The sequence below is a fragment of the Promineifilum sp. (SeqCode) genome, from assembly GCF_041918635.1.
Lineage (GTDB): Bacteria > Chloroflexota > Anaerolineae > Promineifilales > Promineifilaceae > Promineifilum.
The window spans coordinates 1-12,652 of sequence record NZ_JAYRVJ010000362.1 but is presented as its reverse complement, the minus strand read 5'-3'; the positions used below and the strand labels follow the sequence as shown (position 1 = coordinate 12,652).

Genomic DNA, 12,652 nt, shown 5'->3' with positions numbered 1-12,652 from the left:
GGCAGCACGTCGCTGTTGTACGTCGGGCTCCAGCCCCAGTCGCCGCGCAGCAGATCGCCCAGCCAGCGGGCGTATTGCACCGGATACGGGTCGTTCAGCCCATGCTCCTCAATGAGCCGGTTCATCAGATTTTCAAACTCGTGCTCGGCCAGCGGCGGCGTGCGCGGCGGCAGGTAAAGTTGCGCCCGCTCCTCGGCCGGGGCGAGCATGACGACGCCATAGAGCGCGGCCGTGATGATGAGCAGCGTCAGGGGAATGGTCAGTAAGCGGAAGAGAAGCTGTTTTAGAAAGGGGGACATGTGTAGTAGGGTAGTAGGGCAGTAGGCCAGTGGGTCAGTGCTCAGAGCGGTGACCTACTGGCCTACTGCCCTACTAATTCACTGATTCCGTGCACTCCAGCAAGCGCGCCGGCGTGACGCCGGCGATCCAGCACTCGGCGGCCACGCCGGCCTCGCCGGTGACGCGCATGAGGACGTGACTGCCCGACTGGGCGACACGCTCAATGGCCGGGTCAGGGCCAAAGGCGTCGCGCCGCTCGGCCAGCCAGGCCGCTGCATCCTCTTCGGCCTGCAAGATGCAGCCGCGACAATCCTCGGGCGGCGGCTCGCCGGTGATCAGACTGCGCAAACCGATCGTATAAGCCGGCGCGGCGTCGTAGCAGAACGACAGTTGGTCGTTGATCACCCGGCAGTAGAGCCACGCGCCATTGTCAAAGTCGGCCCGGATGATGACCGTGGAGTTGAGCGGGTTCACATCCACAATCGCCAGCGAATAAGTCTCCCCCAACCGGTCGTGGACGCCGCGCAGGGCCGTGACCTCGACGCCCGTCTCCTGCTCCAGATCGATCAGGTCGCCCTCGTAAACCCGAGCCAGCTCAATCGCCTCATGGACGACGTTGGCCGCCGCGGCGGCCGGGTTGGACATCATGCTCTGCGTCACCAGCGCCGCCAGGAAGACCAGCGGCAGCGGCAGCAGCAGCGACACCCAGACGCGCCCGTTCAAGCGGCCGCGGTGTCCCGCCTCGGCCATCAGGCTTTCCAGCCGGTGGCCCTGCAACAGGGCCAGCAATCCCAAAGCCAACAGGATCAGCAAGCTGCCGAACACCAGCCCCGTGACCGTGCCGCCCAGGGTGTAGGGGTAGATCGGCTTGTCCCAAAAGCGTGTGTCGGCCAGCCAGGCGACCAGTGTGCGACCATAATAAGGCAGATAACCCATCAGCAGCATGGCCAGGATGGCCGTGACGCCCCACAGCAGCACCGTCACCGGCGTGCGGGCAATGCGGCTGCTGAGCCAGCCGACGGCTCCGCCGAGCGCCGCCATCGCCGCCAGACCGAGCAGCAGCGATGGCAGGTAGAGGGGGATGGGCAGTTGCGCGATGCGCCACGCCTCCATCCCCCACGCGCCCAGCCCCAGCGCCAGCCCAATGAGCAAGCCGTTGATTAGCCCCAGCCGCCGGTAGAGCGGCAGGGCATGTACCTCTGGCCCTGACAAATCCAGGTCTAGCGGGCGCGCCTCAGCCATAGCAGCAAACCTCCGAACAGCAACAAGACCACCAGGGCAGCGATCACGATCAACAACCCGCTAATGCCCACACCAGCGACAGCCCCCGCGGTTGGAGCCAGGGGCGTCGGCGTCAGCGGGACGGGCGTTGTCTGCGCGGCCACCGCCTCCGCTTGCAGGCGATAGTCGATCAGCGTGTCGACGGTCAGCGGCCGGCCATCCCAAACGCCGTTGCCCCGCGCCATATGGGCCAGAATAGCCAAATACTCGTCCTCCTTCAACTCGCCCGGAAAGAAGAGGGGCATGGCCACGCTGACGTAGCGGTAGACGCCGTCGAGCGTCTGGAACTTCTGGAGCGCGCCGTCGCCGATAACGGCCGGTACAGCCGTCGGCAGTTGGAACGCCTGGTCATAGGGCTGCGGGCCGTGGCAGCCGCTGTTCCAACAGTATTGGTCTTCCGGCGGATACTGGGCGCGCCACTCTTCGGTCAACCCCTGCCCCTGGTCGCCGTGGCAGGGCTGGCAGTGGAGCCAGTAGAGTTGCGCCCCTTCGTCGGCCTGGTTGGGCGAGGGGACAGTGGGCGGCGCGGCCAGCCGGTCAATCGTCGGCGTCGCGCCGGGCGGCGGAGTGCTGAAGACCCGTGGCGTGGGCGTCGCCCGCTGCGGCCCGCCGCGCTCGATCTGGGCCGCGGCCGACAGACCGAGGGCCGCCAGCCACATGCCCACCGCCAGCGCCACGACGAGGCGGCGCATTTTCATTCGCATCATAGCGTATCGAACAAAAGAGGCGGGCCGCTCATCCCGCGCCCGCCTCTTGGTTTGTAGTCAGGCGATTCATCGCCGTCTCTTCGGGGCGACCCACTTCAGAAAGTGGGTCGCACCTGTACCTACAGCAGGAAATTAGGCCTTCTTCCCCCGCAATTTCGGGTCCAGAATGTCGCGCAGCGCGTCGCCGATCAGGTTCCAGCCCAGGCCGTAGAGCAGCAAGGCCACACCGGGGAAGACCATGATGTACCAGTGCTGGTCGAGCGTCAGGATCCAGGAGCGGGCGAAGCTGGTAACCTGCCCCCAGTCCGCGTACCCTTCCGGCAGGCCGATGCCCAGGAAGCTGAGCGCGGCGAAGGCGAGCACGACCGAACCCAGGTTGAGCGAGATGATGACCATCGTCGGGAAGACGGCGTTGGGCACGACGTGGCGCAGCATCAGGTGCGAATCCTTGGCTCCACTGGCGCGGGCGGCCAGCACGTAGTCGCGCTGCTTGGTAGCCAGGATGTCGCCGCGCAACTGGCGGGCGTAGCCCGTCCAGCCAAAGATGATCAGGGCGATGGTGGCCGGCCAGATACTTCGTCCAAAGAGGGGCGTCAGCAACGAAGCCAGGATCAGCGCGCCGGTGATAAACGGGAAGGCGTTGAAAATCTCGACGACGCGCATGAGTATTTCGTCGATCCAGCCGCCGTAGAAGCCGGACAGCGCGCCGACGATGATGCCAACGATGGCCGAGGAAACGGTCACCAGGAAGCTGGCTAGAAAAGCCGTGCGCGTGCCCCAGATGGTTCCGTACCAGATGTCGTACTGGCCGCTGGTCGTGCCCCACAGGTGAACCCATTCGTCATTACCCGTAACGGGGCGATACCAGAAGGGAATGGTGGCCGGGGCGTTCTTGTTCCACACGCTGCCCGGCGGCTGCGGCTCAGAGCGGAAGCCGTCGCGCGGGATTTGCATCGGGTCGGCGTTGGGGCGCGGTTTTGGCGCCAGCACGGGCGCGAAGAGGGCGACCAACCCGAAGAAGGTGATGAGCAGGATGCCGGCAACCGACAGCGGGTTGGTGATGATGCCCTTGATAATGCGCGCCCACTCCGGGCCGAACGTTTTCTCCAAACGGGTCAGTTCGCGCAATTCGCCGCCGTCGAGTGAGACGGGCCGCGGGCCGACAGGTTCAGTTACAGTCGTCATAGCGTTTGTCTCCTTAGTTCAGGCGGATGCGCGGGTCGAGGACGGCGTAGAGCACGTCCACGATAAGGTTGGCCATCACGAGCAGTACAGCGCTAAACAGCGTGTAACCCAACATGCTGAGCACGTCCAGGCTGAGCGCCGCCGCGGCGGCCCAGGAGCCAAGCCCCGGAAAGTCGAACACCGTCTCGGTGATGACCACGCCGTTCAACAGACCGGCCAGCGTCAGACCGGCCACGGTGATGACCGGGATGAGCGCGTTGCGCCGGATGTGGCGGTTGACGATCATCTTCTCCGGCAGTCCCTTGGCCCGCGCGGTCGTCACGTAGTCCTGGCGCATCTCTTCCAGCATCGAGGAGCGCGTCACCTTCAGGAGCAACGCCACCTGGATGACCACCAGCGTCAGCACCGGCATCACCAGATGGCGCAGCGCGTCCAGGAAGATGTCGAAGCGCAGGTTCAGCAGCGCGTCAACCGTCACCATGTTGGTGTAGGACGAGAAACCCGGCTTGAGGATCTCCTGGCTGAACCCGGTCGAAAGGCGGCCGGGCTGGAACCAGTCGAGTTTGGCGTAGAAGACGAGAAGCAAGAGCAGCGCGAAAACGAAAGTTGGCAGCGACCAACCGAGGATGGCGAAGATACGGGCGGCCTGGTCAATGGGTCTATTGTGGTTGAGCGCCGCCTTGATGCCCAACCAGATACCAAACCCAATGACCGGGATCATGCTCCAGAGCGCTAACTCCATGGTGGCCGGCAGCCGGCGGACGAGCGCGTCAATGACCGGCTCGCGCCCGGTGCGCGAGTAGCCCAGGTCGCCGCGCAGCACGCCGCCAACCCGCTCGCCCGTCGCCCCGTCTTCCACCCCCACCAGCCAGTTCCAGTACTGCACGTAGAACGGCTTGTCCAGGCCATAGCGCCGGATGATAGCGTCGACCTGGTGCTCATTCTTGGGGATGTCGCGGACGTAGAGGGCGGAGCGCTCAACAGGCCCTAGCACCTGTAGCATGCCAAAAATGAGCAGGGTGACGCCGAACAGGATGATCGGCATAATCAAGAGACGACGGATGATATAAGCGGTCATAGTTCACTCCTCTGCCATAGGCCGGGCGGCGGGTCAGCCCGTCGCCATCTCTCCACTCGCTTTCGTCTCTACCTATAGGGCGATTTGGCAAATCGCCCCACGGCCCACTGGTTGTAGGGGCGGGTTTGAAACCCGCCCCTGCACTGTAGCAGGCGGCTCAACGCTCCTTGAAAGCCAAGAAGCCCTGAGGCGCACGCTCCAGTCTGGTCTTGTAGGGGCGGGTTTGAAACCCGCCCCTACACAACTCTGATCATACACGTAGGGGCAGGTTTGAAACCTGCCCCTACACAAACCTTAAACTTATTCGCCGGCCAGCGACAGGGCGTAGTAGTACGTGCCGGGGGTAATCGGGTTGTAGAAGTACCCGTTCACCCAGCGCTGCTCGTACCGGACGCCGGTGGCCTGGGCCAGGATGACGCTGACGGCGTCATCATAGAACATCTGCTGGATCTCGAAGTACATCTGCTCGCGAGCAGCCGGATCCGTCTCCGCCGCGGCGGTCGAGGCGATCTCCTGGTACTTGGCGATGATGTCTTCGGGCAGACCCTGGCGGCCGCCGAACGTGCCGTAGGTGTACGGCTGGACCCAGTTGTGCGGGTCGTGGATGTCCTCAACCCAACCGCTCACAGCGACGGGCAGTTGCGAAGCGCGGAAGGAGCGCAGCAGGGTCGGCCACGGCAGACCGATGGTCTCGACCTGGTACAGCTCGTTGAGCGCGCCCAGCTCACCCTGCCAGATCTCGCCGATCGTCTGGCGGGCCGTGTTGCCCGTGTTGAAGGCGATCTGGAAGCGGAAGCCGGTCTCCGGCAACGCGCCGTCCCAAGCCTGCTCGAGGTACGCGGCGCACTCTTCGGGGTTGTACTCGTACATCGGGCCGTCGGGGTTGTAGCCGAGCATGTCGAGGATGATCGGGCCGTTGTTGCGGACGCCTTCACCCAACATGGCTTCCTGGATGTAGGTCTCGTAGTCGAAGCAGGTCGCCATCGCCTTGCGGACGTTGATGTCGCTGAAGAAGTTCGCCGGGATACCGTTGCCGTCCAGTTGGCCGGAGCCGATGTAGGGCGAATCCTCGGCGATGTTCCAGGTCAGGAACGCGTCGGTGCGCGACGGGTTGGGCAGGTCATCCCACTTGCGCAGGAAGCCTTCCGGGTTGTCCGGATTCGGCGCGCAAGTGCCATCGGGGGTGCAGATTTCGCCGACGAGCGGGTCAACCTGCGGCCGGTCAGCGATGCTGCCCAGCGCGATGCTGGCGGCGTCGCCGGCCTGCAGAGCGGCGAAGCGGGTGCCCCACTCATCCACCAGGCGGGTGATAACGGTCTGGATCTGCGGCGCGCCAGACGGGCCACCTTCCCACAGCGGCTCATCCAACGAGGCGCGCCAGTAGTTCGGGTTAGCCGCAAGGACGTACTCCTCGCCGGGGGTCCAGTGGTCGAGCATGTAGGGGCCGGTGCCATTGGTTACGGCGCCCAGCTTGGTGTTCTCCGCGCCGGGGGCGTAGAAGTCCTGCCAGGTGGCGCAGTCGCCATCCCAGTCGCCCTGGGCCACGGCCCAGTCATAGTCGATGACGCTGCCCCAGGTCTGGGCGATGGTGGCCAGGAAAGGCCCCCACGGCTGCGCCAGGGTGACGGTGAACGTGCCGGCCTCATCGTCGGCCACGAAGTGGCTCTTCACCGCTTCGCAGGTCGCGACCAGTTCTTCCGGCGTGGCGCCGGCCTTCAGACCCTCAGGATCGCCAGCGAAAGCGCCTTCCTGGATGCCCTCGGTCACGTCGCCAGAGACGTAGCCCATGATCGGCTCCAGCAGCAGCCACTGCGGGCCGTTCGGGTCGCTCTGCAGCATACCGCGCGTCCAGCTATAGGCCACGTCGCTGGCTTCCAGCGTCGCGCCGTCATGGAAGGTGATGCCTTCGCGGATGTTGAAGGTATAGGTCAGGCCATCTTCCGAGATGCCGCCGTTCTCGACCGATGGAACTTCCTCGGCCAGGAGCGGGACGTAGTTGACCGGGTCGCTACCGTTGTACCAGATCAGCGTCTCGTAGATGTTCATCATCGTGCCGTTGCTGGCCGTGTCATAGCCCAGCGCCGGGTCGAGGGTGTCCATATCGCCAAACGTCTGGACGACGTAGGTCGTCGGATCGGGGGCGACCATCGCGACCTCTTCGACCGGTTCCGCCGTCGGGGTAACGACGACTTCCTCGACCTCGGTAACGACGCGCGTTACTTCGACCGTCTGACCTTCCTCGGTCACGGTCTCGGTGACGACGCGGGTCACCTCAACGACTTGCGATGTCGGCTGGCAGGCCACCAGAGCGAGGCCCATCACCAGCAGCGCGGCCAATACGAGGCCGATGCGATTCTTCGTAAACATGTTTCGTGTCTCCTCCATTCTTCAAATGGACATTGATGTGTCAGACAGATGACCTGCGCGCCAGCAACGCGCAAATCGTCGCTTCTCTCTTGTTCGTACTAGAACCCTTTGACACCACCTCCTCAAGTAATTAGGAATTAAGAATTAGGAATTAGGAATCTTTCTCGTGCTGCTGAATTCGTAATTCCTAATTCTTAATTCCTAATTGCGCGAAACATACGTTGTCACTCATAGAAACTTTTCTGCATGGTGGCAGGCCACATGATGGGGCGCTGCCTCGGTACCCAAATTACGAAACTCCGGGTCGACCTGACGACACACGTCGGTGGCGTAGCCGCACCGCGGATGGAAACGACAGCCGGCCGGTGGATTGGCCGGGCTGGGCACGTCCCCTTCCAGGATGATCCGCTGCCGCCGCCCTTCCTTGTCCGGGTCCGGAACGGGAATGGCCGACAGCAACGCCTGGGTATAGGGATGCAACGGATGGTCGTAGACCTCGTTGCGGCTGCTCAGCTCGACAATGCGGCCGAGATACATCACCGCGACCCGGTCGCTGATGTAGCGCACCATAGACAGGTCGTGGGCGATGAACAGATAGGTGAGGCCCAACTCTTGCTTCAAGTCGTCGAGCATGTTGACGACCTGGGCCTGGATGGACACGTCGAGCGCCGAGATAGGCTCGTCGGCGACGATGAACGACGGGTTCGTCGCCAGCGCGCGGGCCACGCCGATGCGCTGCCGCTGGCCGCCGGAGAACTCGTGCGGGTAGCGGCTGACGAAGTACGGGTTGAGGCCGACGACGCGCAACAGCTCCTGGACGCGCTCCTTGCGGCTGGCGCTGTCGCCGATGCCGTGGATGGTCAGCGGCTCGCTGATGATGCTGCCCACGGTCATGCGCGGGTTCAGCGAGGCGTAGGGGTCCTGGAAGATCATCTGCATGTGGCGGCGGGCGCGGCGCAGGTCGTTGCGCCCCATGTCGGTCAGTTCGCGGTCGCCGAACTCCACCGTACCGGCCGTCGGTGTTTCCAGTTGCAGGATGGTGCGGCCGGCCGTCGACTTGCCGCAACCGCTCTCGCCCACCAGACCGAGCGTCTCGCCCTTGTAGATGTCGAAGCTGACGCCGTCCACGGCCTGAATGTGGCCGACCGTCCGGCGCAGGACGCCGCGCTTGATCGGGAAATACTTTTTCAGGTCACGGACACGAAGGAGTGGGGGGGAGTTTCGGGGGCCGCCGGTGGCAGGCCCAATATCCAGTGCGCCGGTGCTAGAGTAGGATGCTGGGGTTTGGGTCTGGGCTTGGGTGGTCATAGCGGCGCCTCCGCGATGGCCGCGACGGCGTCGACGGCGATTTCCTTGCTGTAATCCACGATGCGCAGGCCGTTGTAGACCTCTTCGGCCCGCCAGCAGGCGGAGGTATGGTCTTTGGCCACGGCCAGCAAAGGTGGGTTCTCCTCCCAACAGCGCTCGATGTTGTAGCGACAGCGCGGGGCGAAGGGGCAGTAGTTGGCTTCCTTCAGCAAGTCCGGCGGCAAGCCCTTGATCGGGATGAGCCGTTCCTTGCGAGCGGCGTCGATCTTGGGCAGCGATTCCAACAGCCCGACGGTGTAGGGGTGCGCCGTCTCCTTGTAGAGCGAGCGCACCGGGGCCAACTCCACGATGAAGCCGGCGTACATCACGGCGATTTTCTCCACCATGCCGGCAATGACGCCCAGGTCGTGGGTGATCCAGATGATCGCCATACCTAACTGCTGCTTGAGCCGCAGCACCAGGTCAACGATCTGGGCCTGGATGGTCACGTCCAGGGCGGTGGTGGGTTCGTCGGCGATGAGAAGGGAGGGGTTACAGGAGAGGGCCATGGCGATGCCGATGCGCTGCCGCTGGCCGCCGGAGAATTGGTGGGGGTAATCTTTGAGCCGGTCGGCGGCGTTGGGGAGGCCGACCAGGGTCAGCAACTCCGCTGCCCGTTCATCCGCCTGCTCCTGCTTCATGCCCAGATGGAGCACCAGCGCTTCCGTCATCTGCATGCCGACGGTCAGCACCGGGTTGAGCGAGGTCATCGGGTCCTGGAAGATCATCGCCATTTCCCGGCCCCGCACGCGGCGCATTTCGTCAGCGGAAAGCGTGAGGAGGTCGCGGCCGTTGAAGAGGACCTGGCCGTCTTCGACACGGCCGGGCGGGCTGGGGATAATGCCCATCATCGACTTCATCGCCACCGACTTGCCTGAACCGCTCTCGCCGACGATCGCCATCGACTCCCCTTCGGCCAGGTCGAATGATACCCCATTGACAGCGTGCACGACGCCGTCCTCTGTATAGAACCTGGTGGTGAGGTTGTTAACCTCGAGCAATTTAGTCATCGTATCCCCGCGTGCGCTTGAGAAGTTCAGGAGTCATACTATTCCCTCGACTGCGGACGGTTAAGTGAGCTAGGCATCGCTCTGCTCGGACAGATACATTAGAGCGCGCTAAATATAGCTTAATTCGTCCGGCTGCCAAGAGTTAGACAGTGCCACACAGAGATCAACTAGAAGCGCTGGTAAGGGACCGTGACGCCACGGTGATTTTCATAGTTCGTTTAGTATAGCATTGTACAAAACAAGTGACAAGTAGGTGACAAAAAGAGGTCAGAAACCAATGGCCCCTCCCTTGTTGCTGGGCAAGGGAGGGGCCGGGCTGGTAACAGCGAGAATGATGGGAAAGCTATAAGGCAGTTACCATTTGAAGAAGGAGGACAAACCGAAATGGAATTACGAATTAGGAATTACGAATTAGGAACGGGAATGCTTTGCAGTCTTAATCCTAATTCGTAATTCCTAATTCTCCTTAGTTACTCGGCGTTGAGCGAATAGGCGTAGTAGTCGCGCCCGAACGCGCCGACACGGTAGTAGTAGCCGTCCACCCAGCGCTGGCTGTACCAGGGGGCGTCACGCTGCAACAGGTACACCTGCGGCACGGTCTCATAGACCAGCTGCTGCAACTCGAAGTACGCCGCCTCGCGCTCGGCCGGGTCCGAAGCCGTCACGCCGGCGTTGACCAGTTCGAGATACTGCGCCTGGAGCTCGTCCGGGATGGCCTGGTTCTGGGCGTAGTTGCCGACCAGGTAAGGCTGCACCCAGTTGTGCGGGTCGTGGATATCTTCCTGCCAGCCGGTAATGCTGATGGGCAACTGCGAAGCGCGTTGCGAGCGTAGCAGCGTCGGCCACGGCAAGCCTACTGTCTCAACCTGGTACAACTCGTTGATCGCGCCGAACTCGGCCTGCACGATCTCGGCGATGGTCTGGCGCGTGGTGTTGCCGGTGTTGAAGCCGATCTGGAAGCGGAAGCCGGTCTCCGGCAACGCGCCATCCCAGGCCTGCTCCAGGTACGCGGCGCACTCCTCAGGATTGTACTCGTACATCGAGCCTTCCTCGTTGTAGCCGAGCATGTTCTTGATGATCGGCCCATTGTTGCGGACGCCCTGGCCGAGCAGCACTTCCTGGTTGTAGGTCTCGTAGTCGAAGCAGGTCGCCAACGCCTTGCGGACGTTGAGGTCGTTGAAGAAGTCCAACGGGATGCCGTTGCCGTCCAGCTGGCCGCTGCCGACGTAGGGCGAGTCCTGGGCGATGATGAAAGTCGGGAAGAGGTCGGTACGGTTGACGCCCGGCCGGTTGATCCACTTGCGGAAGATGCCGTCCGGGTTGTCCGGGTTGGGCTGGCACTCGCCCGTCTGGGAGTCGCAGATCTCGCCGACCAGCGGATCGACCTGAACTTCGTGCTCCGGGTTCACCTGGACGTACTCGGCGTCGCCGGCCTGGAAGCTGGCGAAGCGCGTGCCCCACTCGTCAACGACGGTGTAGATGATCGTCTTGAGCTGGGCCGGGCCAAAGGGGCCGCCTTCCCAACGGGGCGTCTCTTCCGTCCGCCAGTAGTTCTCGTAGGCGGTCAGAACGATCTCTTCGCCGGGCGTCCAGTGGTCGAGCATGTAGGGGCCGGTGCCGTTGATGATGCTCGTCAGTTCGGAGTTCTCCGCGCCGGGGGCGTACCAGTTCTGCCACGTGGCGCAGTCGCCATCCCACGCGCCTTGCTCAATAGCCCACTCCTGGTCGAGGATCATGCCCCAGGTCTGGGTGATGGTGGCCAGGAACGGCCCCCACGGCTGGGCCAGGGTGATGGTGACCGTGCCGGCGTCGTCGTCGGCCACGATCTTGCTCTTGACCAGCTCGCAGGTCGCCGCCAACTCTTCGGCCGAGGCGCCGCTGCGCAGGGCCTCCGGGTCGCCGGCCAGCGCCCCTTCCTGGATGCCCTCGGTCACGTCGCCGGAGGTATAGGCCATGATCGGCTCCAGCAGAAGCCACTGGGGGCCATTGGGGTCAGACTGGAGCAGACCGCGCTGGAAGCTGTAGGCCACGTCGTGAGGCTCCAGCGTGCCGCCGGCATGGAAGGTGACGCCCTCGCGGATCTGGAAGGTGTAGGTCAGGCCATCCTCGGAGATGCCGCCATTGTCCAGGCTGGGCACTTCGACGGCCAGGGCCGGCACGAGGTCGGTCGGGCTGACGTGGTCGTAGGTTACCAGCGGCTCCATGACGTTCTGAATGACGTTGCCGCCCGAGGTCTCGTAGCCGAGCGCCGGGTCGAGCGAGTCCGGCTCGCCAAAGGATATTTCGCGCCAGACGGTCGGATCTTCCGGACCGGTGGGGCCGGCGGCCGCTTCCGGCGTGGGGGTGGCGACGGTCTCCTGTACTTCGGTGACAATGCGAGTCACTTCGACAGGCTGACCTTCTTCAGTGATCGTCTCGGTGACCACCCGGGTCACTTCGACAACCTGCGACTGCGGCTGGCAGGCCACCAGCGCCAGGGCGACTACCACCAAAACGGCCATGAGCAGGCCGCGGTTTCTCTGCTTGGACATGTTAACGTCTCCTCTCATTCATCTGATTGGCATAGGCTTGCTGCTAGGGAAGTAGTTCGGCGTTGCTTGTGGTAAAGTATGTTCACCAGCTATCGAAAGGCATCACCTCCTGCGAGGCTGGGCATGCCGGCGCCGGCCTGGTGACTTCGGGTCTCAATCGCGCCCTCCGGCCGGCCGCCGGTCTATTAGATTCAGTAGTGGGAGCTTTTTCCCGCAACTCGCGCACAGTATACAACAGGGTCATAATGGTGTCAATATAGTGACATTTTGGTGTCAGGGGCGCGCTGCGCTCCGGCAATGAGGTAAGCCGTATGAAAGAGATTCTCGCCATTCACACCGGTGAAGGAAGCGATAGCGCCGACTACACCTTCATGGGCCATCAGCTGCGCGTGCGCCGCGTCGGATGCGGCGGCGACCCCGAGCGGGCGCGCGCGCTCATCGCCGAGCACGATGGTCAAGTCGACGCTATCGCCCTGGAAGGCATGCCGGCGACGCTGGAACTGGGCGATGTGCGCCGGCCGCACGACCTTGGCGCGACCCTGCCGCGGGTGGCCCAACAGACGCCCGTCGTCGACGGCAGCGGCATCCGCGCCGGCCTGGAGCGGTGGGGCGTCATCCTGGCCGACCGGGCGCAGCCGGGCATCTTTGCCCAGAAGCGCGTGCTCATGGTTCCCGGCCTCAACCACGGCGGGTTGGCCGGGGCGCTCGGCCGCCGCGCCGCCGAATTGCGCTACGCCGATCCGTTCATCTACTTCGCCCTGCCCTCCATACCGCTGGTGGGCAGCCAGCAGACGCTCGACCAGGCCGCCGGGCTGACGCTCGACCAGCTGAAGGACGCGCCCTTCCACCGCATCCAGCCGTTGCCCG

At 63.7% G+C, this 12,652-nt stretch carries 8 protein-coding genes and 2 pseudogenes; 1 reads left to right on the top strand and 9 read right to left on the bottom strand.

Going from position 1 to position 12,652, the window contains the following annotated elements; genetic code table 11:
- The 9 genes and pseudogenes from ACE3UY_RS11455 to ACE3UY_RS11415 all read right to left on the bottom strand — a co-directional run.
- Window positions 1-299: pseudogene (locus tag ACE3UY_RS11455) on the bottom strand (hypothetical protein); the annotation flags it as partial.
- A 73-nt stretch (window positions 300-372) separates the two neighbouring features.
- A complete protein-coding gene (locus tag ACE3UY_RS11450) occupies window positions 373-1,521 on the bottom strand; it encodes a hypothetical protein (RefSeq protein WP_374687658.1) in 1,149 nt (382 codons plus the stop codon).
- Complete coding sequence (locus tag ACE3UY_RS11445) at window positions 1,500-2,267, bottom strand: c-type cytochrome (protein WP_374687657.1); 768 nt, start codon at window positions 2,265-2,267, stop codon at window positions 1,500-1,502. Before ACE3UY_RS11445 ends, ACE3UY_RS11450 begins: the two co-directional genes overlap by 22 nt.
- A 132-nt stretch (window positions 2,268-2,399) precedes the next feature.
- A complete protein-coding gene (locus ACE3UY_RS11440; RefSeq protein WP_374687656.1) occupies window positions 2,400-3,452 on the bottom strand; it encodes an ABC transporter permease in 1,053 nt (350 codons plus the stop codon).
- Between the two features lie 13 nt (window positions 3,453-3,465).
- Entirely contained in the window at window positions 3,466-4,530 is a 1,065-nt protein-coding gene (locus ACE3UY_RS11435) for an ABC transporter permease (RefSeq protein WP_374687655.1), read from the bottom strand.
- A 300-nt stretch (window positions 4,531-4,830) separates the two neighbouring features.
- A complete protein-coding gene (locus ACE3UY_RS11430; RefSeq protein WP_374687654.1) occupies window positions 4,831-6,897 on the bottom strand; it encodes an ABC transporter substrate-binding protein in 2,067 nt (688 codons plus the stop codon).
- 228 nt (window positions 6,898-7,125) lie between these two features.
- A complete protein-coding gene (locus ACE3UY_RS11425) occupies window positions 7,126-8,205 on the bottom strand; it encodes an ABC transporter ATP-binding protein (protein WP_374687653.1) in 1,080 nt (359 codons plus the stop codon).
- Window positions 8,202-9,254, bottom strand: coding sequence for an ABC transporter ATP-binding protein (locus ACE3UY_RS11420; protein ID WP_374687652.1), 1,053 nt, complete (start codon window positions 9,252-9,254; stop codon window positions 8,202-8,204). Before ACE3UY_RS11420 ends, ACE3UY_RS11425 begins: the two co-directional genes overlap by 4 nt.
- A 470-nt stretch (window positions 9,255-9,724) precedes the next feature.
- Window positions 9,725-11,785 carry an ABC transporter substrate-binding protein gene (locus tag ACE3UY_RS11415; protein ID WP_374687651.1) on the bottom strand — a complete coding sequence of 687 codons (2,061 nt, stop codon included), beginning with the start codon at window positions 11,783-11,785 and terminating at the stop codon, window positions 9,725-9,727.
- A 311-nt stretch (window positions 11,786-12,096) separates the two neighbouring features.
- On the opposite strand from ACE3UY_RS11415, the pseudogene ACE3UY_RS11410 reads away from it, so the two are divergent.
- Window positions 12,097-12,652, top strand: a pseudogene (locus tag ACE3UY_RS11410) (serine carboxypeptidase); the annotation flags it as partial.

Coding starts and splice junctions, on each gene's coding strand:
- ACE3UY_RS11430 (WP_374687654.1), bottom strand. CDS start 6,897: ATGTTTACGAAGAATCGCATCGGCCTCGTATTGGCCGCGCTGCTGGTG.
- ACE3UY_RS11425 (WP_374687653.1), bottom strand. CDS start 8,205: ATGACCACCCAAGCCCAGACCCAAACCCCAGCATCCTACTCTAGCACC.
- ACE3UY_RS11415 (WP_374687651.1), bottom strand. CDS start 11,785: ATGTCCAAGCAGAGAAACCGCGGCCTGCTCATGGCCGTTTTGGTGGTA.
- ACE3UY_RS11440 (WP_374687656.1), bottom strand. CDS start 3,452: ATGACGACTGTAACTGAACCTGTCGGCCCGCGGCCCGTCTCACTCGAC.
- ACE3UY_RS11445 (WP_374687657.1), bottom strand. CDS start 2,267: ATGATGCGAATGAAAATGCGCCGCCTCGTCGTGGCGCTGGCGGTGGGC.
- ACE3UY_RS11420 (WP_374687652.1), bottom strand. CDS start 9,254: ATGACTAAATTGCTCGAGGTTAACAACCTCACCACCAGGTTCTATACA.
- ACE3UY_RS11450 (WP_374687658.1), bottom strand. CDS start 1,521: ATGGCTGAGGCGCGCCCGCTAGACCTGGATTTGTCAGGGCCAGAGGTA.
- ACE3UY_RS11435 (WP_374687655.1), bottom strand. CDS start 4,530: ATGACCGCTTATATCATCCGTCGTCTCTTGATTATGCCGATCATCCTG.